Here is a 24,060-nt window from a genome sequence, read left to right as displayed (position 1 = left end):
TCCGAATTTTCCGGACATCATGGCCAATATTCTCGAATTGAGCCCGCTTCGCGCCGCCTCCGCCGCCTCGCCTCTCGAGAGCAGCGACGGGCACACCCTTGCACAGGCGCAGGCCGGCATGTCCGTCACGATCCCATCGCTGGACGGCATCCGCGCATTATCGGTGCTGATTGTCGTCCTCGGCCATTCCGGGCTCCAGGCGCAGATTCCCGGCGGCTTCGGCGTCACCGTCTTCTTCTTTCTGAGCGGCTTCCTGATCACCACCCTCATGCTGTCCGAGCATGAGCGGACCGGCACGCTGGCGATCTCGAAATTCTACGCGCGCCGCGCGTTCAGGCTGATGCCGCCGCTGCTGATCACCTTGGCGATCGCCTACGGCCTCACCTCCGCTGGCCTGCTCGACGGTGGGATCACCTGGAAGGGATTGGCCGCCCAGTTGCTGTACTTCGCCAACTACTACGGCCTGTTCTTCGACCCCGGCAACACCGTCCCCGACGGCACCGGCATTCTATGGTCGCTCGCGGTCGAGGAGCATTTCTATATCATCTATCCCCTGCTGATGATTGGGTTGCTCGGCGCGGCATTGCGACCGCGGACCATCGGATTGTTGCTCGGCGCGCTCTGCCTGGCCGTTCTCGCCTGGCGCATCCATCTCGTCCATGCTCCCGGCTTCTTCTCCGACCGGACCTATTACGCCTCGGACACCCGCATCGATTCGATCGCCTTTGGCTGCATTCTCGCGCTCGTCATCAACCCGGCGCGCCAGCGGTCACCCACGGCAACCATGTCAGCCGCGCAATGGGTGCTGCTGCTGAGCGCCGCCGCCGTGCTGCTATTGACCCTGGTCTACCGTGATCCTGCCTTTCGAGAGACGGCCCGCTACAGCCTCCAGGGTCTCGCCCTGATGCCGCTGTTCTACTTTGCCGTGCGCTTCGCCGACGCACCGCTGTTTCGTCCTCTCAATCGCTCCTGGGTAATGACGCTCGGCACCTATTCCTACGCGATCTATCTGATCCACAACGTGGTCATCAGGGCGATCGACAAGACCTTTCCGACCATTGCAGCCAAACCCTACCTTCTCTTTCCGCTCGCTCTGCTGATCTCGATCCTCTATGCCGCCGCGATCGAGCGGTTCGTCGAGCCATATTTCAGAGAGCTCAGGCACAGGTTGAGGCCGGCGTCGGCCCGGCCTTCGCCCGCGGAAAGCGAACGGAGAACCTCGCCCGTATCGGCTGGCAATTTCGCGGAAGCTGAAGCCTGAGACCTGGTCCGTCACCGAAAAACGCGGTGGCGGTGGCACCAGCGGACGAACACGTAGATCGACCACACGCGCGACCAATAGATGCCGGGCGCGCCGGCGAGAAAAGCCTGCCAGAGCCGCGCGACAGCGGCCGGATTCAGGCCGACGGGCGCGATCGCCTCCGGATCACGCAGCGTCCGGTCCATCGCGTCCTGCAAGCCGCGCCGGATCCAGCGATCCATCGGCAGCACGAAGCCGCTCTTCGGCCGGTCGAACAGCGTCAGATCGAGCCCCCGCAAGCCGATCCGCCTGAGCATCGCCTTGCTGCGCAGCGGCTGATAGCGGGCCTCGTCGGGCAGCCGATCCACGGCTTCGAACAGCACCTGATCGACCAACGGCACACGCTGCTCCAGTGAGGCTGCCATGCTCGCCACGTCATTGTCGCGCAGCAGCCGCTCGCCGAGGAACAGGCGCTGCTCCATGACGCTGATCGCCGACAGTGGCGTGCGCGCGCGCGTCTCCGCGGTGATCTTTGTCCGCATCGGCGCCGACAGGCCGTCGCTCAGGGTCGCGACCAGATCCGGCGCGAGCAGCTCGCGCTGAAAATCGGGCAGGAACAGCGCGTAGGCCATCTGATACAGCGCCAGAAGATCATCGCCGCGACGGACCATCTCTGGAAGCTTGGCCCATCGGGTCTGCGACGCAACCGCGCCACGCGAGGGCGACAGCATCCGCGCGGCCAGCGCGGCGGCTACGACCTTCAAGCCCGGCGGCACCATTCCCGTGCGCTGCGACCATTGCCGCATGACCGGAAGATCGCGGAACGAGGTGTAGCCGCCGAACAGCTCGTCACCGCCGGTGCCTGACAACGCCACCGTGAAGCCTGCGCCGCGAATGGCGTGCGACATGTAGTAGGCGTTCAAGCCGTCGAAGGTCGGCTGATCCAGGCTGTCGAGCGCAGCCTCGAGATTCCCGACGAAATGCTGCTCGGTCAGCACCACCTCGTGATGCGCGGTGCCGATGGCGTCGGCAATGCGCCGCGCGATCGGCCCCTCGTTGAGCTCCTGCTCCTCGAAGGCGAGCGTGAAGGTGTGGATCGGATGTTTCGCGGCACGCTGCGCCAGATTGGCCATGACCGAGGAATCGATGCCGCCGGACAGGAAGACCGCCAGCGGCACGTCGCTGGCGAGATGCAGCCGCAGCGTTTCCTCCAGCACGGCGGCAAGTTCGTCCTCCTCCATCGCCTGCTCCGGCGCATGGCCGGGGATCGTCCAATAGTCCTCGTCGCGGATGACATTGCCGGCGCCATCGAAAGCCGTCAGATGGCCAGGAGACAACAGCGCGACGCCTTTCACGGCGGTGCCGGGACCGGCGACAAAACCGTTCCAGACGGCGCTCGCCACCGCCTGCGGATCGAGCTGCGGCTTGCCGAGAAGGCCCGAGGCCAGCAGCGCGCGCAGCTCGGATGCGAAGGCCAGCGACCAGCCGGCATCCGGATTCGCCGGGCGCGCGACATAAAGCGGCTTGATGCCGAGGGGATCCCGGGCGAGCAGCAGCCGGCGGGCATTTGGGTCCCAGCAGGCGAACGCGAACATGCCGCGCAGCCAGCTTACCGCCTCCGGCCCATGCAGGCCGAGCGCACGCAACATCACCGCGGTGTCGCCGGTCGAGCTGAATTGCTGGCCCTCCCCGATCAGCCGCTGCCGCAGATCAGCAAAGTTGTAGATCTCGCCATTGAAGACGATGACGTGACCGGTGACAGGGTCCGTCATCGGCTGCACACCGGCAGGCGACAGATCGAGGATCGCAAGCCGGCGATGCGCCAGCAGCGCACCCCAACCGCGCTCGTCCGGCTCGGACGTCCACGTTCCCCCAGCGTCCGGGCCGCGATGAAGCATCGCGTCGTTCATCCGCTGCAGCGCTGCACGATTGTCGTCGTCGACGCGGCCGATGATCCCGGCGATGCCACACATCAGAGCAACTCACCTGCCATATGCGAGGTCAATGCCACGAACGATCTTCGTCTTGCAGGGATCATCGCTGCGCTGACGTGGAGGCCGCGGTGCCTGACGACCACGACGCCAGCGCCTCGGCCGGCGCCGGCGAAGGGCCGTAAGTACGCGCGAGACATTGCTGGTAGTCGAGCGGCGGCGTCCAACCGAGCGTCTCCCTCAGCCTGCGATTGTCGAAGCGCAGCGGCTTGAGCATCGCGTCGAACTTCTTGGGCGTCAGGATCGCAGGGACCTTCGTCGCCCGCCTGAACACCGTCACGAACGCCAACCGCACCGCCGCGCTGGCAAGCCAATGCGGAATCGGCAGCCGGAAGCCGCGCTTGCCGGTGCCGCTGATGTAGTCGGACAGATAGGTCCAGACGCGCTCGCCGGGACCATCGACGATATTCAGCGTGTGCCCCTTCGCACGCGGATCCGCAGCCGCCAGCGCGAAAACATCGGCGCAATTCTCGACATGGGTCATCGGGATGCGGGTCAACGGGCCGATCACGACGTGATGCCGCCCGATCTGCTGGCCGAGCGCGGCGAGATAACCGTGATCCCGCCCCCAGATGAAGCCAGGGCGAAGCACGGTGAGATCCCAGCCATGCGTCTCGGCAAAACGGCGCGTCACCCGCTCCTGCCACCACTTGGCGACGGTGTAGCCGCCGCGGCTATAGACATCCGGCGTCTGTTGCAGCGGCGCCGTCTCATCGAGGACATCGCGCGTTGCCGTGTAGTCATAGACGGAGAAGCTGCTGCACAGCACGAGCCGGCGACAGCCACTGCTCGCCATCGCCTCGAGTAGCCGTTCCGTTCCGCCGACCGTACCGGCGAACTGCGCGTCCTCGCCACCGGACACCACGGCAGCCAGGTGGATCAGCACGTCGACATCGTCGAAGGCGCTTGCGAGCTCGCGCGAGGTGCGCAGATCCGCCCTGACGATATCGACCGAGGCCGGCCAGCCCAGCGGCTCCACACGAGTTGCGGGACGCACCATGGCGCGGACGGCGATGCCCCGCGCGAGCAGCGCGTTCACCACGTGACGGCCGAGAAAACCGTTGGCGCCGGTGACGAGGGCCTTCATATCGCCAGCTCCTTGATCGCAACCCGCTCCGTGGGCTTCATCGCCTCGACCATTCGATTGACCGCGAGAACGTCCTCTGCGGTAATCGGCAGCGGCGCCCCCGAACCGAGCGCCTGATAGGTGAGCGCGAGGAACTCCCACAGCCCCTCATAGGCGCCGGGGCCTTTGAACTTGCGCAGCAGGGTCGACAGCGCGGCACGGCGGATGTCGCTCCCCTCCTCCAACCCGCTGAAGAACGGGCGCAGCGGCTTCGGCACGCTGCGCGGGCCATCGAAGGTGAGCCGCGTCTCGAACAGATTGGCCGTCGCCTGCATCCGCTCGCCATAGACCCGCAGCCAGAACGCGTCCGGCTGCGCGCTGGCGCTGAAGCCGAGCGTCGCGGTGCCGCGTTCGGCTTCGACCACGCAGCGAAACTCGTCGAAGGGCAGCAGCGATGGCTTGCGCTTGCTCCAGACGGTCTGCGCGCTGCGGTGCGGGCCGACAAAAGCGTGCGCCAGCGAGGCGAGATGCGGCAGGAAGTCGGCGATGGCGCCACCAGCGAGATTGAGCGCCGGATGCGGCGCGTTCGGATCGGCAAAACCGTCGGGACCGAGGATGTCGAGGCAGATCAGGACATCGACATGGGTGACGGCTCCGAACTCGCCTGTCTCGATACGGCGCAGGATCTCCTGCGGCGCCCGGTTGAAGACGTAGTTGTAGTCCTCGACGACATGGCGGCCGACCTGTCTGGCCCGCAGCGTCAGGGTCTGGAGCTCCTCGAAAGTCGAGGTCGCCGGCTTCTCGACGATGACATGTGCGCCGGCCTGGAGCGCATCGATCGCCAGCCGGAAATGCGAGGTCGGCGGCGTCGTGACATGCACGACGTCGGGCCGCACCGTCTCGAGCATCGTACGGTGATCGGTGAACCAGGACGGGATGGCGTAGCGCTCGGCCGCGGCCTCGGCCGTCGCCGGCGACAGATCGCAGATGGCGGCAAGCTGGACGCCAGGGAGGGTGTTGACACAGGCGAGATGCTGGCGGGCGATCTGCCCGGCACCGATGAGCGCGGCCTTCATCACGCGGTTGTCTCCAGGATCTCGAGATAAAACTCTTCCAGCGCCCGTGCCGCCGCGCTCCAGGCGTATTTCTCGACCGCCATCTGCCGCGCCGCATGACCAATGCCGGCCGCAAACGCCGGCTCCGCGAGCAGCCGGCTCACGGCGCCGGCGAAGGCGACAGGCTCGTTCTCGATCAGGATGTCGCGCCCGGGCACCGCCTCGATCCCTTCGGCGCCGAGGCTGGTCGAGACGATCGCCTTGCCCATCGCCATGGCCTCCACGATCTTCAGCCGCGTGCCGCCGCCGAGCCGCAGCGGCACGACCACGGCCGCGGCTTCGGCGAGATGCGGCCGGAGATCCGGCACGAAGCCGGTGAACTCGATCTGCGCGCCTGCAAGCGCAAGCAGCGACGACGGCGGCCGGCCACCAATGATCTTACAGCGTGCGTCGGGATGTCTCGCGGCGATCAGAGGCCAGACGTCCTGGACGAAATGCGTGACCGCGTCGATGTTCGGCACCGTCGACAGCAATCCGAAATACACCACGGTGCGTCCATCGGGCTTGGGATCCGTGCGGCGCGGCTGATAGAAGTCGATGTCGGCAGCGTTGGGGATCACCGCCGTGCGAACATGCGGAAGGTCCTGACGCAGGCGCGCCTCGTCATCGATGCTGCAGAGGTAGACGCCGTCGGCCTGCCCGTAGATCGCGAGCTCCTCGCGCCGCAGCTTGCGCCAGTTCGCCCCGGCATAGAGCCGGCGGCCGAGACTCGCACCCGTGGCCGCGAACTGACGCGCCAGATCGTAGGCGATCTCATGCGAATCCACGATCAGCCGCGGCGGCATCTCGCCCGCCGGCGCTTGCTTCAACAGGCAATGACCGAGATAGGGAAACTCGAGATTGACGATGTCGAAGCGCGTCGCCTGCAGCAGCTTGTCCAGCACGCGCTGCAACTCCGGCAGCGCGACGCGCAGGCGGTCGAAGCTCCAGGACGACGCCAGCGAGCGGAGTTGCAGCAGGCGCTTGGCCAGCCCGTCACGACCAAGCGGGTTGCGCACCAGTACGACGTCGCGACAATAGGCCTGCATGGCGTGCTGGCATTCATCGATGTCGAAAGCGTCGTCCACCAGCGCTACGGCAGTGAGATCGTGACGGCGCGCCAGTTGCGTCATCAGCCCGTGCATGCGCGCCTGCGCCCCGAACCGCGGCGGACTTGCGGGCATATGCGAGACGCTCAAGATGCTGAGGCGCCGCGGGTTCCCGACACCGCCCCGGCAACGCCGGAGATTGCCCTGCGCCGGCGGCGCAGGGTCCAAGACATCCGAGGCTGGGGTATCGCGGGTCATGCTCATTTAAATTATTAAATTACGCTCCCTTATATATCTTATTTAATTTTTGGCGATCATTATCTGATCCGTCCTGTTGGCCTTGCTCCGCGTCCTTGCGGCCGGCCGTCACCGCTTCCTCATCAGATCCTGGATGATCGTACCTGCGATCCGCAACGGTCCGACATGGCGGAACACACCGACGACGATCGCCAGATAGACACACGCGCAGAATCCGCCCGACAGCACCATGCGGATCAGCGCCGGGACACCGGCAAGCAGCGTCGCCTGCAGCCACCATCCGGCAGCCACCGTTGCGAGAGCACCGATCGTCTGTGGACCCACCGCCCGGATCACCAGCGCCGCGCCGATATCGATCGGCCGGCCGGCATACATCACCGACGGCAAGGCGATCAGCGAATAGCCGATGACGACGCCCCAGGCGACGCCGACCGGCCCGAAGGGCAGCCCCGCCAGCACCGCTACGACCTGCGCCACGAGAGAGATGACCCCCCAGGTCTGCCAGCGGTCCGCCCGCCCGAGCGACAGATGCAGCCAACCTTGCGAGCCTTCGACGACATGCGAGATGCCGCGGAGCGCCATGATGCTCAGCAGCGCACCGGCCGCCTGCCATTTCTGTCCGAGCAGGACGACGGTCAGGTCCTCGGCCGTGACGGACAGGATCGCCGCCGCCGGCATCAGGAAGAAGGCGAGGATCGACAGCGCCGCCTCATATTTCTGGCGCAGCACGGCGGGGTTCGCCTGCAGCTTGCTCAGCGCCGAGCTTCCGACGGCATGCGTCTGATTGAGCGCCGCATAGATCGAATTGTCGTACAGGTTCATCGCGTTCTGGTAGTAGCCGACCTGATCCGGCCGGTAGAGCAGACCGAGCGCAATCCGGTCCACGGCCCGCGACAGCGTGTAGGCCACTGTGAAGCCGACGACGTGCAGCCCGAACCGCACCATCGACTTTACCTCGTCGTCGAACACCGGCGTCCCCGGACGCCACGGACAGGCCAACCACGTGCCGATGACGACGCAGATCGCGCTCGTCACCGGACGAAGCACCAGCGCCCAATAGCCGTAGCCTGCCATCGCGGCCGCGATCGCCACGATCGTTCCGACGAAAGTGCCGAACAGCTGAATCCGGCCGATGCGGCCGAACTGCATCGTCCGCCGCAGCAGCGCCATGTGCTGATTGGTCAGCCCCGCCAGCACGAAGGTGACGGCGATGCAGAGCGAGATCGGCAGCAGCCGTGGATCATCGTAGATCCAGGCAATCAGCGGGCTGCACACCGCGACGATCACGGCAACGGCCATGCCGATGCCGGCGCTGACCCAGAACAGTCCGCTGACCTGGGCGGGCGTCACCCGGCTTCGCTGCGCGGTCGCATCGAGCAGGCCGAAATCGATCAGGAGCGGCGCGAAGCTCGTCAGCACGGTAACGATGGCAACGAGCCCGAAATCCTCCGGCGCAAGCAGCCGGGCCAGCACGATGGCGGCGACGATCTGGAGCGCGGCATTGCCGTACTGAATGACGATGGACACGATGCCGCCGCGCAGGGCGCGGCGGCCGAGATCGCTCGATTCCCGATGCTCTTCGAAATAGGCGGCGACGGCTTCCGACATATGAGGTCAATCACCTTCAATCATCGAGGTACGCCAACGGCTGCGCTGTCGCAGGGACCGGTCGCCGGCAGGAAACATCCGGCACCAAACGGCGGTTTTTTCGAAATCATCACGTCGGTCGGAACCGCAGCAATACAGGACCGATGACGGTCCATTGTGGCGGAGAAAAGGATTTAAATCCTCATTTTGCCAACAATGCCGGCTCCCGCTTTAAATCCGGGATCGCGGACGGACCAGGGCCGGAGACCATCTCGGCCAGCGCCCTGAGCCGGTCCTTCCGGGCCGAAAGGCCCGGGAGAGGCTGCAGGCCCGTCGCGTCCAGGATGGTTTCCCACCGATAGACCCAGTCGTGACGCAACAGCGTCTGCACCATGCCGGTGCGCCGCATCGCCTCCTGGCGCTCCCGATCACGATCCAGCTCCCTGATGACTCGATCGATCCCATCAGAGGTGTGAGGCACGTGGACCATGACATCGGGCCAGTCGAACAGTCTCGGAAACAGCTCGTTGTCGGGGCGCTCGCCGAGCATGATGGCGCCGGAGGCCGCGCCTTCGAAATAGCGGTAGCCGAACTCCACCTGTCGTCCCGTCTCGCCCGGCTCGTCGAACTTGCCGGGATTGACGAGGAAATACCTGCTGCGCTTGGCGAGGTTGGCGACCTGCGCCCGATGCTCTGCGAGGTCGATTGCCTGGCTGCCGCCGATCGTGTCGTGAAGATAGAACAGACCGCTGTCGCGGGCCATCGCGAGCAGCGTTTGATGGATGACACGGGATCGGCGCCCCATGCTGAAGACATCGATGACCCGCTCGGGCGGATCGGGATAGGGACAGAACTTGATCGCATCGATCGCGAGCGGCAGATGCGTGCAGGCCTGCCCGATCTCCTCGCTGAGCGGCTTCACCGTGCCGATCTGGAACGGCATCACGATATCGAACTTGGCGAGCACCTTCAGGAAATGGCGGTGCTTGGCGATCTCCTTCACCCACATCTCGTCCAGCAGACATACGGATGTCCGGCAAGCCCCACGAAGATCCGCGATCGCGTCGAACATGATGAGGTCCTGCGGGAAGCCGCAGATGGCGAACAGGACGTCATATTGCCGGCTGGCCGGGATGCGCGGCAGACCCGGGTTCAGCAGCACCGGCGCATGATAGCCCAGCCGGGTCGCGAAGCTGGCCCGCCGGCTCGACGGATCCAGCGTGGGCGCGAGCAAATCTGCGGAATCGATCTCGCAGATGATGTCCTCGAGCTCGACATGGGGACCGCGATTGAGCGCTTTGCCGAAAATGTTCCGGAGCGAGAAGACGAGGACGCGCGACGTGTCCGATTGCGAGCTCATGGCGCCTCACTTGCCGTTTGGAAAGATCGGATGAGCTCGGCGTCCAACGCCAGCCGAGCCGCCGCCTCGATGCGGGCAAACGGGACGTCGGCGCGGATCGCCATGTCCAGCAGGCTGTGCCTGCCATCGGCGAGGTTGAGCACCCACAGCAGATCCATCTGCGTCGCCCCGCCCGCCTCGCGCTGGCCCGCAATCGCCCGATAGAGCCCGCGCCGTCCGAGCTGCGGCTCGCCGCGCCCATCGACGCGCTCATAGACGCAGTCCCGATCGAGCAGGTCGAGCACCTCGGCGATGACGGCATAGGACTGATCGAGGCAATCCGGTTTGACGAAATCGAGATTGTCCGCCGAGGTGTGGTACTCCGGAAACGTTCCATGCACCCCGCGCATCAGGCAGCCCACGGGCAGGTCGAATCCCGGTGAGCAGAACTGCCGTTCGTCATAGCCATACGGACTGAACGGCATGATCTCGTGGGGCAATCCGGAGTGCTTGAGGACATGCGCCACGGCGCGGTCGATCGGTGCGCCCTTGCGGCTCTGCTTGTAGTGGAAGCAGCTCGTATCACCGAGACAGGTCAGGACGAGTCCATGCTCCACCTGGCCCAGGCGGCTCTCGTTGCGGTCGAGCCAGGCCAGCGCCCCGATGGTCGCCGGCAGAAACAGAAACCGATACCCGAGCCTGGGCTTCAGCCGCGCCTGCCGTATCGCCAGCGCTGTCATCACCGAGATGCCGGAGAGATTGTCATTGGCAAGGCTCGGATGACAGATGTGGCAGGTGATCAACACCTCCTTGTCCGACTGGCCGGCGACGAAGAACTCGCCATAGGTCAGAGATCCCGGCGCCAGATCGCTGTCGATCTCGACGCGATAGCTGTCATCCGTCATCTCCCGCCACAGACGATCCGGCAGGCAGAAGCCCCAATCATCGGCATAGTAGCCGGTCCGGTACGGGATCAGGTCGGGTTGGTCAGGCAGCGTGTGAACATGCCTTGCCAATTCGGCACGGCTCATCACAGCGCTCACCGGCTTGCTGTAGCCCATGACATGAAGATTGTTGTCGGCGAAGTCGACCAGACGACGGCCCGCCATGCTGGAGATCGTCGCCCCGCGGATATTCCACTCGGCCGGCACATGCCAGTCGAGGACCGGCGTCCCGGTGGCGACCTCATGCATCGTGAGATCGATATGACGGCCGACGATCTCGAGCGTCTGGCGAACGCCCGCGCCGGTCAGGCTGCGATTGATCGGAAACAGCTGCGTCACGAGATCGTGGAGATCGATCTCCGGCGTTCTCCCGGCCATCGGCGACGTCAATCTGTCCAGCATCACGCGAGAGCTCCTGGCCCGAAAACCCATCTCATGACGCTCATCACAGACCCCGCTCCGCCATCGGCGGCCAGGACGCATCCTTCGCCGACAGCACGGTCACCGGTTGCGGCCAGTTGATCCCGAACATCGGATCATCGTGGCGGAAGCCGTCCGACAGCTCCTCGGCGTAGTCGACGCCCATCAGGTACTCCACCGTCACGTCGTCGGTAAGCGTCTGAAACCCGTGGGCGAAGCCGGCCGGGATGTAGAGCATGCGCGCGGTCGACGGGCCGAGCTCGCAGGCATAGACCTCGCCGCACGTCGGAGAGTCCGGCCGGATGTCCACGATGACGTCGTGGATCAGCCCCGCCGTGCAGCGGACGATCTTGGCATCTCGCTTCGGCGCGCGCTGGAAATGCATGCCGCGCACGCTGCCACGAATGCGCGTCACCGAGCTGTTGCCCTGAACCGGCTGGAAGGTGATGCCCTCGTCGGCGAAGGTCTTGGCGCACCATGTCCGCGTGAAGCTGCCGCGCTCATCGGCGCGAACCGTGAGCTCGATCAGCCGCGCATCCGACCGTCCCAGTTGGACAAACCTCATGGCGACAGCCTAGTCCTCGATGGTCGCTTTCGGCACCGGCACGATGAAGCGGCCGCCCCAGCTGCGGATCTCCGCCATCTGAGTCTTGATCTCGTTCTTGATGTTCCACGGCAGGATCAGAACGTAGTCCGGCTTCGCTTCAAAGATCGCCTCCGGCGGCAGGATCGGAATGCGGACCCCCGGCATGTAGCGGCCCTGCTTGGAGGGAGCGCGATCGACGGTGAAGTCGAGGAAGTCGGTCCGGATGCCGCAGTAGTTCAGCAGCGTGACGCCCTTGGCCGGCGCGCCATAGGCGACGATCTTCTTGTTGTCGCGCTTGAGCGCGGTGAGCAGCTCGAGGAGAGCGCGCTTGGTCTCCTTGACCTGCTCGTTCCAGGCCACATAGATCGCGTCCTCGTGCAGGCCGTAGGCGCGCTCCCGCGCCAGCACATCGGCCACATCAGGGCTTTCGACGTGCGAGGCGGCCTGATGGCAGACGAAGAACCTGATCGAGCCGCCATGGGTTTCGGGCAACTCGACGTCGAACACGCGCAAGCCCGCCCGGGCGAAGATGCGCAGGCCGGCGATCAGGGACAGATACGAGAAGTGCTCGTGATAGATCGTGTCGAACTGATGCCGCTGCATCAGCGTCAGGAGATGCTGCACCTCGAAGGTCGCGACGCCCTCGGGCGCCAGCAGGATCTTCACGCCGCCCGCGAAATCATTGATATCAGGAACATGGGCGAGCACGTTGTTCGCGGTGAGAAGATCGGCCGACCAGCCCTCCTCCCGCAGACCGGTCGCGCACTCGCGGCCGAAGAACTCGATCCGCGTCGCGATGCCCTTGGCACGCGCGGCCATTGCGACGCTCTCACACGGCTCGACACCCAGACAGTTGATCCCCTTCTGCAACGAGTACTGCAGAAGATAGCCGTCATTCGACGCGATCTCGATGTGCGTCGACGACGGACCGAGCCGGAAACGCGCGGCCATGGCCTCGACATAGCTGCGGGCGTGCTCGAGCCAGGAGGTCGAGTGCGACGAGAAATAGGCGTAGTCGGCGCGGAAGATCTCCGAGGCCGCCAGCAGGTCGCGGGTCTGCGCCAGACGGCATTCGCGGCACACGAACGTCTCCAGCGGATAGAACGGCTCGGCCCGCATGTAATTGGCGGGATCCACATAGTCGTTCGCGACCGGCGAAGCGCCGAGGTCGATGAGCTTGAGAGTGAGCTCATCGCCGCAATGCCGGCATTTGGGCGCGATACCCACGGCGGTGGGAAGGCTCAGTTCCATGGTGTCTCCGTCACTGTCCTGTCTGGCGAAGCGATGGCCCGGAGGGCGGCCGCGTCAGGTCCATTGCAGCCTGTCGTTGATCCTCGCGGTCTCCATATGGTCCTGCAGGACCTTGAGACGGATCAGATCCGACGAGCGAAATTCGGCATCCTTGAATTTCATCCGCGTCAGGCCGTCGACCAGATTGGTGATCGACTGGTCCAGCGACACAAGCGGCTGGTGATCGGGCGCGAGCGAGCGGTAGAGGCCGAAATCCACCTTGTAGGAGCGGCTGTCCACCGGTGCGGAAGTGTTGATCGACACCGCCGTCCCCGGGACGCGCGCCGCCACCGCGTCGGCGAGATCCTTGACCTGGTAGTTGCGGTCGTCAGAGCCGGCATTGACAGTGAGGAAGCGACCGCCGTTATCAGCGGGCCGGTCGATCGCCCAATCGATCGCCCGCGCCATGTCGGCGACGTCGATCAGCGGGCGCCAGGGCGTGCCGTCCGAGAGCACGCTGATCTGCCGGCGCGTCAGCGCGCAGGCGACGAAATCATTGAGAACGAGGTCGAGCCGCAGCCGGTCCGACATGCCGCACGCGGTCGCGAAGCGCAGGCAGGTGATGGTCATGCCGGTATCGATCGACGCAAGCTCCTGCTCGGATCCGATCTTCGACTTGGCATAGGCGGTGATCGGGTTGAGCGGGTCGCTCTCCTTCCGCGGCGGGCCATCGGCAACACCGTAGACGCTGCAGCTCGAGGCGAACACGAAGTTCTTCACGCCCGCCGCCGCCGCCGCCCGGGCGAGCGAGACGGTGGTGTTCTGGTTGATGTCGAGCGTCACGTCCTGGAAGCGGTTGCCCATCGGATCGTTCGAGATCGCCGCCAGCTGCACCACGGCGTCGTAGCCGCGGAGATCGACCGCCATGTCGCGGACGTCGCCATGGATCTGCTCGTCGAGATACCGCTCAGGAAGAACCGGCGCCCCGGTCAGGCAGTGCGCGAAATAGGCATTGTCGAAACCGTGCAGCGTCGCATCCGGCCGCCGCGCCCGCAGGTGCCTTGCGACCACGGGACCGACATAGCCCATGTTTCCAGTGATGAGCACTCGCAAAATCGCTACCCCTTTACGCCGTCAACAAAGCACGATTTAAATACCACGAGCGATTATAAAATATAATATCACGCCGCGTCCAGCAAATCCAATGACCGAGTCATTGCGGGACCTGGCATTCATCCGGACGGCTGGTACAACCATCCGAAATGCGGCATTTTTCTGCATGAGCGCCCCTCGACCGCGGTCGCCCGGACCTCGCGCTTGCCGTCCCCGCGATTTAATTATATTCACCAAATTAAATAACGCCATGAATCGGACAAACGAGAACCTCAAACCTCGTCAGCTTTATTTCGGTCGTTTCGTTGAAGATTTGAGAGACAAGGCATGACGCTATCCGCCGGCGACTGGGTCGAAGTCCGCAGCAAGGAAGAGATCCTGGCCACGCTCGATGCGAATGGGAGGCTCGAGGGCCTGCCGTTCATGCCGCAGATGTTCAAATGGTGCGGCCAGCGCTTGCAGGTCTACAAGCGCGCCCACAAGACCTGCGACACGGTGACCGGATACAACACCGGCGAATGGCTCGGACGGCGCCTGCCCAACGCGGTGCATCTCGACCTGCGCTGTGACGGCGAGGCCTATGGCGGCTGTCAGGCCGCGTGCCTGATCTTCTGGAAGGAGGCGTGGCTGTCTCCAGTGGATCCGGCCCAGGCCGCGGCGGCCAATCAGGCGCATGCCGCCGCACGCCAGGCATCCGGCGGATGCAGCGCCCGCGCGGTGTGGGACGCAACGAAATCGCCCGATCAGGCGGCCGGCAAAGGTCCCAGATATTCCTGCCAAGCCACCGAGCTGCCGAACTACACCCAGCCGCTGAAATGGTGGGACGCACGGCAATATGCCGAAGACATCGCGTCCGGCAATGTGTCCGCCGGCAAGATGTTCCGCGGCCTCCTCTACTTCGCCTATGTCGGCGCCACCATGGCTCGCCGTCCACGGCTCGGACGTCCGGCCCGCTGGATCTACGATCGCATCCAATCGCTATGGGGCGGCGTGCCGTTTCCGCGGAAACGCGGCGACCTCGCGACCGACAAGGACGCGCCGATCGCCCATCTCGGCCTGCAGCCGGGCGATCTCGTCCGCGTCCGGCCGCACAACGAGATCCTCGCCACCATCGACAAGCAGACCAACAACCGCGGCATGGGCTTCGATGCGGAGATGGTGCCCTATTGCGGAAAGGTGTTTCGGGTCCGCACACGGGTGGAAAAATTCATCGACGAGCGCACCGGCTACATCCGGCGGATGAAGACGCCGGCGGTCATCCTCGACGGCGTCTACTGCCAGTCGCGCTACAGCGAAAACCGCCTGTTCTGCCCGCGCGGCATCTTTGCCTGGTGGCGCGAGGTCTGGCTGGAAAAGGTGCCGGCCTCCGCGATCGAGCGCGCCCCTACGGAGGAGGCTGTCGACCTCCCCAGGCGCGCCACGGGCTGACGCCCCGCAGCCACGTCCCGGCTCATCAGCCGATTGCCAAATGCTGCAACGGCCAGCCGCTCCACACGCGGGATCGCGGCGCGCGAATGTCGCGCCCGATCGCTTCGGCTGCGATCAGCTCAACGCGAGCTTGCGGACGACGAAGGCTTCCGCGTAGCGTTCGGCCGCCCGGCATTCCATGCCGCGCAGCCGGGCCAGGCCCATGAATGTCTCGGGGTCGAACCACTGCTTGGAGCGCTGGCTGCCGAAGTGCGACATCAGCAGCGCGACCTTCCGCTTCATGACCCGCTCGGAGACAGGCATGTAGACGTTCGGCCGTCCCAGATCGCCGTCCCATTTCGGAATCTCGTATTCGAGGACGAGATGATCGCGGAATGTATTCCAGACCAGCCGGTTGACCTGCCGATGGTCCTGATGCGCGTCGTCGCGCCGGTGCGCGAGGATCACGTCAGGCTCGATGCGCCCCTTCAATTCCTCGAACCAGGCCTTGATGTCTTCGCCCTGCTCCGGAAAGAAGCCGTCGCGGAAATTCTTGATCTCGAGCGTCCGGCCAGCCGCCTCGGCGAGAAAATCATTTGCAGATGCCCTCGCCTCGACCTCGCGCTCGCCATTGCCGCTCAGCACGCACCAGTGCACGTCGAGGCGCACGCCCTGATCGAGCCAGGTCAGCAGCGTCCCCCCGGCACCGATCTCGATGTCGTCGGAGTGCGCGCCCAGGCAAAGAACCGACAGCCGGTCGCCGCGACCGGCGAGCTGCAGCGCTCTCATCCGTTCACCACGGCCGGCAGGTTGGCGCCGAGATGCCAGGGCGTGTCACCGCGCTCGATCATCTCCTCGAGCACCTGGCGATCCCTCAGCGTGTCCATCGCCCGCCAGAACCCTTCGTAGCGGTAGGCCATCAGGAGGCCACGATCGATGAGCCGCTTGAACGGCTGCACGACGAGTTCGTCGCCTTCCTCGATGTAGTCGAAGATCTCCTTGCGGAAGATGAAATAGCCGCCATTGATCCAGATGTCCGAATCGTTGCTCGCCGCCATGCGGCCGACCTTGCCATCGGCGTCGAACTCGGCGAGGTGGAAACTGATCGGCGGATGAATCGCGATGAAGCAGCCGATCATGCCGCTTCGCTTGAAGCGGTCGATCATGTCCGGCAGCGGCGCATCCGTGAGGCCATCGCTGTAATTGGCCAGGAAGATCTCTTCGCCCTCGACCAGATGCCGGACGGCCCGCAGACGCTGACCGATATTGCGCCAGATGCCGGTGTCGACCAGAGAGACCCGCCAATCCGCCGGGCGCTCGCCCAGCAGTTCGATCTTCTTGCCGAACTGCGAGATCGTACAGTCGGTGGTCGCAGCCTGGTTGTAGTTCAGGAAATAATCCTTCACCACGTTCGCCTTGTAACCAAGGCACAGGATGAAGTCGCGGTGTCCATACTGGCTGTAGTACTGCATCACATGCCAGAGGATCGGCTGGTGGCCGATCGGAATCATCGGCTTCGGAACGCTCTCGGAGTATTCCCTGATCCGCGTCCCAAGTCCTCCGCAGAACAATACAACCTTCATGACTGGACGTCCTTCAGATGCATAATCTTGGAAATGAGCATCACGATCGATCAACTCCGCCGGCCCTGCTCGGGCGCTCTCGTCGCGCCATCCACTCCGGCCCCGACGGGCCGGCCGCGGACATCGACATCTCGCGCCGGCCAGCACCCGACGATTAATAATCACATTAAATTCCATTTTAAATGATATTTTTTGGATTGGATATTGAAATATTCCCGCGGCGGACATTAATCGGCCACACGCATGATGCGGCGCGGCCCTGGCCAGCCGCACACCCAGCACATCCCTCCGGTATTTCGAGACCATCCGCGCGGAAATTAAACGGACGACGATTTTATTTGTTAAATTAAATATTCGATTATATCATCCACCCCAATCCGCTATTTAACCGAGTTTCGAACACCCCTATCCCATGCATTACGTGGATCAGCCCGAGACTCTCGATCGGAACGGAATGCCGACCGCGTTATTGGCGGAGCGGCAAGTCCAGGCGCGCAAATGGCCCGTGCATTACGCCGCGGTCGAGCCTTTCGCGATCGCGGCAGACATTGCGACGATCACCACATCCAGCGTGCTGTCCGGCTTTCTCTACCACCTGCAGGACGCGGCCGGCGCTAACGACGTCAGCAAATCGGTGGGATTGGCGATCCTGGTCTCGGCGCTGTTCGTCTCGCTGATGAAGATTCGCGGCATGTATCGCCCGGCAGAGCTGCTGATCCTGCCGCGCCAGGTCCGCGCGACGTGCCTGACCTGGGTCACGGCTTTCCTGGTGCTGGCCGGCGCGCTGTTTGCGCTGAAGATCGGCAGCGAGTTCTCGCGCGGGACGAGCGTCGTGTTCGCCCTGCTGGGGCTCTCGGCGCTGATCATCAACCGCCGGATCACGGAATATCTGCTGGTGAAGGGGCTGGCAGAGAAACGGTTCTCGGGGCGGAACATCGTTCTGATCACCGACGAGGACAGCAAGGACAATGCGGGCCTGACGCAGCTGCTCACGGACACCGGCTTTCGCGTCAAGCGACACTTCCTGCTTCCCGAGCCCGGAGCCGGCCCGGATCAGCGCCAGCGGATCGTGACCAGCGTCATCGATTACGTTCGCGGCTCGGACATCGAAGAGATCGTGGTCGGCGCCAATCCTGATCCGTGGTCCGATCTGCGCACGCTCGGCGCCGAGCTGAGGGTCCTCCCCTTCCCGGTCAGCTTCGTGCCCGTCGGAACGGCCTCGGAAATGTTCAAGCGTCCGCGCCGCGAGATCGGTAGCGCCGTCTGCATCGAGCTGCACCGGGGATTGATGAGTCCGGTCGAGCACGCGACGAAGCGGCTCATGGACGTGTTGCTGGCGGGATTGGCGCTGACGCTGCTCTCACCGCTGCTGATGCTGGTCGCGATCGCCATCCGCCTCGACTCGCCTGGTCCGGCGCTGTTCCGGCAGCAGCGTTGCGGCTTCAATGGCAGGGCGTTCCAGATTTTCAAGTTCCGCACGATGTCCGTGCTCGAAGACGGTCCTTCCCTCATCCAGGCCAAGCTCGGCGACAGCAGGTTCACGCGCATCGGCGCGTGGCTACGGCGAACCAGCATCGATGAGCTGCCGCAGTTGCTCAACGTGCTGAACGGGAGCATGTCCCTGGTCGGCCCGCGCCCACATGCATTGGCCCATGACAACGAGTTCGACAAGCTCGTGCGCAACTACGCGTTCCGGCGCCGCGTCAAGCCAGGACTGACGGGATGGGCGCAGGTGCATGGCTGCAGGGGGCCGACGCCGACGCGCGCCTCCATCGAGCAGCGCGTCGAGTTCGACCTCTGGTACATCGACAATTGGAGCCTCTCGCTGGACATCGCGATCCTGCTGAGGACGCCGCTCGAGCTGATTCGCGGAGACAACGCCTACTAGCCAGCTCCGCAGAGACGGCCTTCAGGCGAGTTGAAACTCCAGCCCAGGCCGTTGCTCGCACCCGCCGCGCCGACGTATCGACGATGCGTCCTTCAGCGTTGAACGGAGAGCCATCCGACAGAGATAGAGAGAGGCGCGCGCAACGTTACAGGCCGACCGAGAATGGCGGTGAAGGAAGCCGAACGCACCGGAACGGTCAGGCGCGCTGCCGGCGGCCTTTCGGCGCACTGCCGTTGATCGCGAACTCCTCGATCCGGCGCCCCGTCTTGATCGCAGCGACCAGCCAACGCGGCTGCTTGCCACGGCCTGACCAGGTCTCGGACGTCTGCGGATTGCGGTACTTCGGCAGGACCCGCGGATATTTGCGACGCGCCTTGCCATTGCCGTTGTAGGACTGAGCGCCGTCGCCATTCGCCCCCTCGATGACCCCGCGGCTGCGGTTCAGCACCGCCAGACGACGTTCGAGCTCGCGCTTTTCCGATGTGATCCTTTCGGCAAGGATCTGGCTGATCTGCTCATGGAGAGACCAGAGGTCATCGAAAGACATCGCCTCGAAATCGATCTTCTTGGTGGACATACAGCGACCTTTATCTGTGATCTCTATCCTGCCGGATTAATGTCATATAATTCGGTATTTCGATCCGCAAGTGGTTCGCTGTCGGAAAAACGTAATATTTGAGTTATACCCGCTCCGGCGATGGATTTGGTTGTAGCTCGATAAAATATCAACCTGCAACCCTATTCCGATAATGTGTCACGCGGTTCGGACAAGATGACGTCCACGAAAATTCTCCTCACGAAAAAACGCCGAATCGACACGATCTGCAAGGGATTTTCGCATTTTGCGGCAGAACGGCGCAGTCATTACGCGCATATCACGGCGCAGGCCGGCTGATTCCGGTTCAAGGCACCATTTGCACGAGAGCATTTTTCAGAACGCCCGATAACGTGCACAACCTATTCGCGCGGCCTCCCCGATAACAAGGATCGGGATATTTATGCCCCTGCACAAAATGCCAGATCACGGTTTAATTACGCACGGCATCAGGAATATGCCGCGAAACGGTCGAGATCCATTCATCTGCCGGCAGGCGGCGCGCCGACGCGCCGCCTGTGGACGATCGGAAATCGTAGGCGCTGCGCCCAGTGAGATCGTCCTGACGTCTTGACGCCCGAGAGGGTCCTGCACATTGACCATGAACCTGCCGAGAGGCGTGTTCACGGAGAACGGTCGCGCCGCGCGATCCTTGGTTGCGATGACGATTCCAAGCCGGCGGGACGGCGCTCGTCGGAGGCGGAGTGAACGGCGCGCAGCCGGGCCCTTTGCCAGCGCGAACAGATCCGCGACCTCGGGACGACATCGGCTGATAGGTTCTCTTTGGGCGCAACGGCCCGGCAGCAGCGGCTCTTCGAACCATCGCAAAGCGGTCGGTCGCGTCGACCTCCCCTTGGTCGGCGATCCCCGAGAATGATGATGCCAACCGGTCGGGCCTTGAACTTGCCGCGGTCGGCGCCGTGGCGACCGCACCGCGGCGCCGACCGCGGGTGTCCGCTGGCCCCACTAATGTATAGGTCCAGCACACCCGGCGGGCGATGACGTCCCCGCCGTGCCTATCGCTGTTGCTTGGTGCGGCCGGGCGCCGCGCGGCGCGGCACGATCAGGTGAGCCGTGCCGCGATGCCGCCTGTTTGCGACCGGACGGCGGCTGGGAGCAGCGCCCGCGTGCTCGACACGCTTGTCGAGGCTGCAACTGATGGATTGAATTTCGTCGAGGAGAGTGTTGCAGAGTTCGATCTGCGCCATCAGCGCGGCGGGCGTCGCATTGTCCGACGATCGCACCTGCAAGCGCGATTTGGCGCTCCGGATCTTGTTCAATGATGTCAGGACGGCCTGGAGGGCGCCCCTGCTTCCAACGTCCAACTCATCGTCACTCAACGCTGTACCAAGCTCGTCACACAAGGACGGACCCCACTCGTTGGCGAGATTTGCAGGACTTTTCTCGAACGCCGGCGAATTGCAATCGCGACGACGGACCGGCTCCGATGACCGGAATTAAATTAACCACTCGCGACAAGTTAATTTACCATCTGCAAGGCAAGACATTAAATACGTCCGGCGCAGGAAGCGGCTTGGAGTATATTTTTACCGCGTCCCCGAAAGGACTTATTAACCACCCTTGGTCGACGACAATTAAAGCTTTAGTTTGTTCAGAGCACGCTTTTTCGTATCTCGCGTTGTCCGTCCGGTTCATAGTAAATATTTAATTTTAGATTGCACAAAACAGACCGCGCAACCTGCTTATTTAATGTGACAGGCACTCCATTGGAGTTCCCACTCGCACTCCGCAGACCATCTCTGTGCCTCCGGCACGAGGTCCGTCTCACCACACCATCGCCCGCTCCGGCGCCCCGCAGACCACGGCGCGCCGATATCGCACACCGCGGGGCGTCTCGACGGCGACGCGCCTGATGCATCCAGGATAGATCGCGAGATTGTAGTGAAACGGCGTGGCATCGAACGCGCCGCGGAGCCGGCAGAGACGGCTGAGATCGGGGCCGCACTCGGTCAAGGGATAAAGCCCACGGGCGGCGGCTTCGCCCGACACGGCAGCCAAGATGAGCGCGAGGGCGGCGGTGCCCCTGATCAGGTTCGACAATGGCATGCTCCCCAGAAGCGGATCGGTGGCGGGCGGGTCCACCTTAGACTTGGATGATGGTCATCGACAACCGGTCTGGGGGATGACCGGGTTCTGCATGCCGTCCGATCCGCCACGGCTCATGTCGCAAACGATCGGGAGCGACTCAGATAACCGTTGCTCAACGGCTTTATGCCTAGATTTTTATGGATTTCAGGAGGTCTTCCGCAAGGGACTCCCTCGCAACCGAAGCGGCCGCGACGTGCGCCGGCGACGACGGTACCTCGGTGAGGATGGACTGTGACCTAATTAGCACGATGCGGCAAAAGCGGGTGGGGACGAACGGTGGTGCGCTTTCGCCCGGGGTGGGCGCCGGGTAGGCTTGGGACCAAGAGGGGCGTCTTCCTCCTTGGGGGAGGGAGTGGCGTGGGGCAACGTGATTTTTTGTTGTATCCGAAAATGCGTTTGAAGAGCTTGATCAGTCCGCTCGGGTCGTTCGGATCGGCCGGCGGTGCAGGATCTCTCATCCGCCACAGCGCAGCGACGTCGGGCCGTTTTCGCCGCCTGCGCGGCGGCTCACGCTTGCTGGCCGCCATCGCATGCCTGGCGTTTCTGCCGGCCTGCTCCTGGCTGCCCGGGACGGGTCCGACGAGCGACGCGGTCAGCGATAACGCCACGGCCAGCGTCCGGTCGACCACGGCCCTGCCCTATGCCCTGGTCGATGTCAGCTCAGAGACGATCGGCTTCCTGTCACAGCCGAACCTGGTCACCTTCCAGGGCGTGTTTCCGGACAAGCGGCCGAAGCCGGTCCAGGTCGCGGGTGTCGGCGACGTCCTGAACGTGTCCATTTTCGAGGCAGCCCCCGGCGGATTATTCACGCCGCCGACCGCCGCCGGCGCCCGTCCGGGCAATTTCGTCGATCTGCCGGCGCAGGCCGTCGATCAGCAAGGCAACATCCGCGTTCCATATGCCGGCGAGATCGCCGCGGCCGGCCGCACTCTGCCCCAGATCGAGCAGGAGATCGTGTTTCGCCTGCAGAAGCGCGCGCTCGAGCCGCAGGTCGTCGTCAGCCTGAACCAGCAGCATTCCAGCGTGGCCAGCGTTCTCGGCGACGTCAACACGCCGGGCGTGCTGCCGCTCAACAGCGTCGGCGAGCGGCTTCTGGCCGTGATCGCGCGGGCCGGCGGGCCGAAGCACGAGGCCATCGAGAGTTACGTGACCCTGCAGCGCGACGGCCGGCGCGTCCGCGTGCTGCTCGCCCGCGTCGTGCAGGATCCGCGCGAGAACATCTTCATCCGTCCGAACGACGTCGTCTACATTACCAGGGAATCCCCGACCTTCACGGCGCTCGGCGCGCTCAACCAGAACGTCTTCGGGTTCAATTCGGAGATCTCGTTCGATACCGAGACGCTGACCCTGGCGCAGGCAATCGGCAAGGCCGGCGGCCTGAACGACCAGCAATCCGATCCGGCCGAGGTCTTCCTGTATCGTTATGAGGAGCGGCCGCTGCTGCAGAAGCTCGGCATCGATACCACGCGCTTCGTCTACGACCGCATTCCGACGATCTATCACATCAACCTGCGCGATCCCTCCGGCATGCTGCTGGCCTCGGGCTTCCAGATGCGCAGCAAGGACGTGATGTATGTCGCGAACGCCAAGGTCGTCGACTACTACAAGCTGTTGACCCTGATCAACAACACGGCGGCGACGACGTCCAACACCGCCGCGGCGGTGACCAACGTCAATGCGGCGACGAAGACCAGGTGGTGACGGCGATCGACAGGCTTTTCCGGCGCGGTTCGGTTGCGCGCCGGGCCCGGCCATGATCGCGCGCAACATGCAGACCTGAGCACACACGTTCGGCCCGACGCCAAAAAGACGCTGTCTCCTCACACGGTCGGAGGCCGCGCGCCCTGCCCGGTCGCCGACCTTGGTCTTGAGCAGATTCGGCAAGTCCGATGTCTCCAGGGGGGGTAGGTGCTTCTGAGCGCCTTCGATCTCGCCCGGCGCCATGGAGGTCCGAGTCGTGGTGCGCGCCACGGCGCCTTGCATGCTCCGTCACCGATCGGCTCAAGCTGGCAGGCTCGGCGTGGTGTTGGGGATGAGTGGGAGCTCGGCTTCCGCGGTCTCGAGAAGCTTCTCACCGCGAATTCCGAGCGGCCGACCGATCCACAGGGCATACTCCGTGTGATCGGCGAGCGGCTGCGTGGTGTTCGGATGAACCAATACGCTGAGCCGGCCGTGATTGAGCATCAGCCACGGCACCAGCACTGGAAACACCTCGACAGCGAAGGCGACCTGGTACATTGCGCGCTCATGCGGGCCGACCGGCGCGTCGTGCCAGCGCCCGAGCGTCACGACGAATCGCTCGCCGATCCAGTGGCGCAATTCCTCCGCCTCTCTGTGGGTGTCCTGATCATAGTAGACATGGGCGTGAAAGCTCGCGATCGCGCTCAAGCGATGCGGCTCCGGTCTGGTCCCGGCCATCGGTGTCTCCTGACGGACGGCGGCAATCGGCCATCCATAGATCGGCCTCGGCGAGCATCTCAGCCTCGCCGACACCACCCAGCCAAGTTGCACTCGGATAATGTCCCCAAGCCAGCGCCACTAACGACAACGCCGCGCTGAAA

At 64.2% G+C, this 24,060-nt stretch carries 20 protein-coding genes; 4 read left to right on the top strand and 16 right to left on the bottom strand.

All coding sequences use genetic code 11. The annotated features are described in order from the left end of the window. The first annotated feature begins 19 nt into the window (after nucleotides 1-19). The gene (locus tag NLR35_RS30655) at nucleotides 20-1,261 is read left to right on the top strand and encodes an acyltransferase (RefSeq protein WP_257170274.1); all 1,242 of its coding nucleotides are present in this window, start codon (nucleotides 20-22) and stop codon (nucleotides 1,259-1,261) included. A gap of 11 nt (nucleotides 1,262-1,272) precedes the next feature. Here NLR35_RS30655 and asnB read toward each other — a convergent pair whose 3' ends face one another. The 10 genes from asnB to NLR35_RS30605 all read right to left on the bottom strand — a co-directional run bounded on the left by asnB (nucleotide 1,273) and on the right by NLR35_RS30605 (nucleotide 13,917). Next, nucleotides 1,273-3,213, bottom strand: coding sequence for an asparagine synthase (glutamine-hydrolyzing) (gene asnB / locus NLR35_RS30650; protein WP_257170273.1), 1,941 nt, complete (start codon nucleotides 3,211-3,213; stop codon nucleotides 1,273-1,275). Nucleotides 3,214-3,274: 61 nt separating this feature from the next. Further along, nucleotides 3,275-4,318: an NAD(P)-dependent oxidoreductase gene (locus NLR35_RS30645; RefSeq protein ID WP_257170272.1), complete on the bottom strand. Its 1,044-nt coding sequence runs from the start codon at nucleotides 4,316-4,318 to the stop codon at nucleotides 3,275-3,277. Further along, a complete protein-coding gene (locus tag NLR35_RS30640) occupies nucleotides 4,315-5,373 on the bottom strand; it encodes a Gfo/Idh/MocA family protein (protein WP_257170271.1) in 1,059 nt (352 codons plus the stop codon). Before NLR35_RS30640 ends, NLR35_RS30645 begins: the two co-directional genes overlap by 4 nt. Next, the gene (locus NLR35_RS30635) at nucleotides 5,373-6,698 is read right to left on the bottom strand and encodes a glycosyltransferase family 4 protein (RefSeq protein ID WP_257170329.1); all 1,326 of its coding nucleotides are present in this window, start codon (nucleotides 6,696-6,698) and stop codon (nucleotides 5,373-5,375) included. Before NLR35_RS30635 ends, NLR35_RS30640 begins: the two co-directional genes overlap by 1 nt. A 108-nt stretch (nucleotides 6,699-6,806) precedes the next feature. Then, nucleotides 6,807-8,306, bottom strand: coding sequence for a lipopolysaccharide biosynthesis protein (locus NLR35_RS30630; protein ID WP_257170270.1), 1,500 nt, complete (start codon nucleotides 8,304-8,306; stop codon nucleotides 6,807-6,809). Nucleotides 8,307-8,487: 181 nt separating this feature from the next. After that, nucleotides 8,488-9,645, bottom strand: a complete 1,158-nt coding sequence (locus tag NLR35_RS30625; protein WP_257170269.1) for a glycosyltransferase — start codon at nucleotides 9,643-9,645, stop codon at nucleotides 8,488-8,490. Next, nucleotides 9,642-10,970 carry a DUF4910 domain-containing protein gene (locus NLR35_RS30620; RefSeq protein WP_257170268.1) on the bottom strand — a complete coding sequence of 443 codons (1,329 nt, stop codon included), beginning with the start codon at nucleotides 10,968-10,970 and terminating at the stop codon, nucleotides 9,642-9,644. The genes NLR35_RS30625 and NLR35_RS30620 overlap by 4 nt, the downstream gene beginning before the upstream one ends. A 43-nt stretch (nucleotides 10,971-11,013) precedes the next feature. Beyond that, nucleotides 11,014-11,553: a dTDP-4-dehydrorhamnose 3,5-epimerase family protein gene (locus NLR35_RS30615; protein ID WP_257170267.1), complete on the bottom strand. Its 540-nt coding sequence runs from the start codon at nucleotides 11,551-11,553 to the stop codon at nucleotides 11,014-11,016. Nucleotides 11,554-11,562: 9 nt separating this feature from the next. After that, nucleotides 11,563-12,825: a class I SAM-dependent methyltransferase gene (locus NLR35_RS30610; RefSeq protein WP_257170266.1), complete on the bottom strand. Its 1,263-nt coding sequence runs from the start codon at nucleotides 12,823-12,825 to the stop codon at nucleotides 11,563-11,565. A 54-nt stretch (nucleotides 12,826-12,879) separates the two neighbouring features. Next, complete coding sequence (locus tag NLR35_RS30605; RefSeq protein WP_257170265.1) at nucleotides 12,880-13,917, bottom strand: NAD(P)-dependent oxidoreductase; 1,038 nt, start codon at nucleotides 13,915-13,917, stop codon at nucleotides 12,880-12,882. Nucleotides 13,918-14,244: 327 nt separating this feature from the next. On the opposite strand from NLR35_RS30605, the gene NLR35_RS30600 reads away from it, so the two are divergent. Next, nucleotides 14,245-15,345: a hypothetical protein gene (locus tag NLR35_RS30600; protein WP_257170264.1), complete on the top strand. Its 1,101-nt coding sequence runs from the start codon at nucleotides 14,245-14,247 to the stop codon at nucleotides 15,343-15,345. Nucleotides 15,346-15,459: 114 nt separating this feature from the next. On the opposite strand, the gene NLR35_RS30595 is transcribed toward NLR35_RS30600, so the two are convergent. Both NLR35_RS30595 and NLR35_RS30590 read right to left on the bottom strand, forming a co-directional pair. Then, on the bottom strand, nucleotides 15,460-16,113 hold the full coding sequence (locus NLR35_RS30595; protein WP_257170263.1) for a PIG-L deacetylase family protein: 654 nt from the start codon (nucleotides 16,111-16,113) through the stop codon (nucleotides 15,460-15,462). Further along, a complete protein-coding gene (locus NLR35_RS30590; RefSeq protein WP_257170262.1) occupies nucleotides 16,110-16,907 on the bottom strand; it encodes a sugar phosphate nucleotidyltransferase in 798 nt (265 codons plus the stop codon). Before NLR35_RS30590 ends, NLR35_RS30595 begins: the two co-directional genes overlap by 4 nt. Nucleotides 16,908-17,319: 412 nt before the next feature. On the opposite strand from NLR35_RS30590, the gene NLR35_RS30585 reads away from it, so the two are divergent. Further along, a complete protein-coding gene (locus NLR35_RS30585) occupies nucleotides 17,320-18,795 on the top strand; it encodes an undecaprenyl-phosphate glucose phosphotransferase (protein ID WP_257170261.1) in 1,476 nt (491 codons plus the stop codon). A gap of 196 nt (nucleotides 18,796-18,991) precedes the next feature. Here NLR35_RS30585 and NLR35_RS30580 read toward each other — a convergent pair whose 3' ends face one another. The 3 genes from NLR35_RS30580 to NLR35_RS30570 form a co-directional block, all read right to left on the bottom strand. After that, nucleotides 18,992-19,372, bottom strand: a complete 381-nt coding sequence (locus NLR35_RS30580; protein WP_257170260.1) for an H-NS histone family protein — start codon at nucleotides 19,370-19,372, stop codon at nucleotides 18,992-18,994. 1,034 nt (nucleotides 19,373-20,406) lie between these two features. After that, nucleotides 20,407-20,730 (bottom strand): hypothetical protein, encoded by a 324-nt coding sequence (locus NLR35_RS30575; RefSeq protein ID WP_257170259.1) that lies wholly within the window; start codon nucleotides 20,728-20,730, stop codon nucleotides 20,407-20,409. Between the two features lie 445 nt (nucleotides 20,731-21,175). Next, nucleotides 21,176-21,457 (bottom strand): hypothetical protein, encoded by a 282-nt coding sequence (locus NLR35_RS30570; protein ID WP_257170258.1) that lies wholly within the window; start codon nucleotides 21,455-21,457, stop codon nucleotides 21,176-21,178. Nucleotides 21,458-22,012: 555 nt separating this feature from the next. Here NLR35_RS30570 and NLR35_RS30565 point away from each other — a divergent pair. Next, complete coding sequence (locus tag NLR35_RS30565; RefSeq protein ID WP_257170257.1) at nucleotides 22,013-23,200, top strand: polysaccharide biosynthesis/export family protein; 1,188 nt, start codon at nucleotides 22,013-22,015, stop codon at nucleotides 23,198-23,200. Nucleotides 23,201-23,500: 300 nt separating this feature from the next. Here the strand turns inward: NLR35_RS30565 and NLR35_RS30560 are convergent, their stop codons facing one another. Continuing rightward, nucleotides 23,501-23,917 carry a DOPA 4,5-dioxygenase family protein gene (locus tag NLR35_RS30560; protein WP_257170256.1) on the bottom strand — a complete coding sequence of 139 codons (417 nt, stop codon included), beginning with the start codon at nucleotides 23,915-23,917 and terminating at the stop codon, nucleotides 23,501-23,503. Nucleotides 23,918-24,060: the final 143 nt, after the last annotated feature.

Origin of the sequence: Bradyrhizobium sp. SRS-191 (assembly GCF_024586915.1) — a bacterium.
Classification (GTDB): Bacteria; Pseudomonadota; Alphaproteobacteria; order Rhizobiales; family Xanthobacteraceae; genus Bradyrhizobium.
This window is presented reverse-complemented; position numbering and strand designations above follow the sequence as displayed.

Excerpts from the sequence above, each read along its gene's own strand:
- NLR35_RS30590 (WP_257170262.1), bottom strand. The coding sequence starts at position 16,907 with ATGAAGGTTGTATTGTTCTGCGGAGGACTTGGGACGCGGATCAGGGAA.
- asnB (WP_257170273.1), bottom strand. The coding sequence starts at position 3,213 with ATGTGTGGCATCGCCGGGATCATCGGCCGCGTCGACGACGACAATCGT.
- NLR35_RS30645 (WP_257170272.1), bottom strand. The coding sequence starts at position 4,318 with ATGAAGGCCCTCGTCACCGGCGCCAACGGTTTTCTCGGCCGTCACGTG.
- NLR35_RS30570 (WP_257170258.1), bottom strand. The coding sequence starts at position 21,457 with ATGCCATTGTCGAACCTGATCAGGGGCACCGCCGCCCTCGCGCTCATC.
- NLR35_RS30655 (WP_257170274.1), top strand. The coding sequence starts at position 20 with ATGGCCAATATTCTCGAATTGAGCCCGCTTCGCGCCGCCTCCGCCGCC.
- NLR35_RS30640 (WP_257170271.1), bottom strand. The coding sequence starts at position 5,373 with ATGAAGGCCGCGCTCATCGGTGCCGGGCAGATCGCCCGCCAGCATCTC.
- NLR35_RS30615 (WP_257170267.1), bottom strand. The coding sequence starts at position 11,553 with ATGAGGTTTGTCCAACTGGGACGGTCGGATGCGCGGCTGATCGAGCTC.
- NLR35_RS30600 (WP_257170264.1), top strand. The coding sequence starts at position 14,245 with ATGACGCTATCCGCCGGCGACTGGGTCGAAGTCCGCAGCAAGGAAGAG.
- NLR35_RS30630 (WP_257170270.1), bottom strand. The coding sequence starts at position 8,306 with ATGTCGGAAGCCGTCGCCGCCTATTTCGAAGAGCATCGGGAATCGAGC.
- NLR35_RS30610 (WP_257170266.1), bottom strand. The coding sequence starts at position 12,825 with ATGGAACTGAGCCTTCCCACCGCCGTGGGTATCGCGCCCAAATGCCGG.
- NLR35_RS30580 (WP_257170260.1), bottom strand. The coding sequence starts at position 19,372 with ATGTCCACCAAGAAGATCGATTTCGAGGCGATGTCTTTCGATGACCTC.
- NLR35_RS30560 (WP_257170256.1), bottom strand. The coding sequence starts at position 23,917 with ATGGCCGGGACCAGACCGGAGCCGCATCGCTTGAGCGCGATCGCGAGC.
- NLR35_RS30620 (WP_257170268.1), bottom strand. The coding sequence starts at position 10,970 with ATGCTGGACAGATTGACGTCGCCGATGGCCGGGAGAACGCCGGAGATC.
- NLR35_RS30635 (WP_257170329.1), bottom strand. The coding sequence starts at position 6,698 with ATGACCCGCGATACCCCAGCCTCGGATGTCTTGGACCCTGCGCCGCCG.
- NLR35_RS30585 (WP_257170261.1), top strand. The coding sequence starts at position 17,320 with ATGCATTACGTGGATCAGCCCGAGACTCTCGATCGGAACGGAATGCCG.
- NLR35_RS30595 (WP_257170263.1), bottom strand. The coding sequence starts at position 16,113 with ATGAGAGCGCTGCAGCTCGCCGGTCGCGGCGACCGGCTGTCGGTTCTT.
- NLR35_RS30625 (WP_257170269.1), bottom strand. The coding sequence starts at position 9,645 with ATGAGCTCGCAATCGGACACGTCGCGCGTCCTCGTCTTCTCGCTCCGG.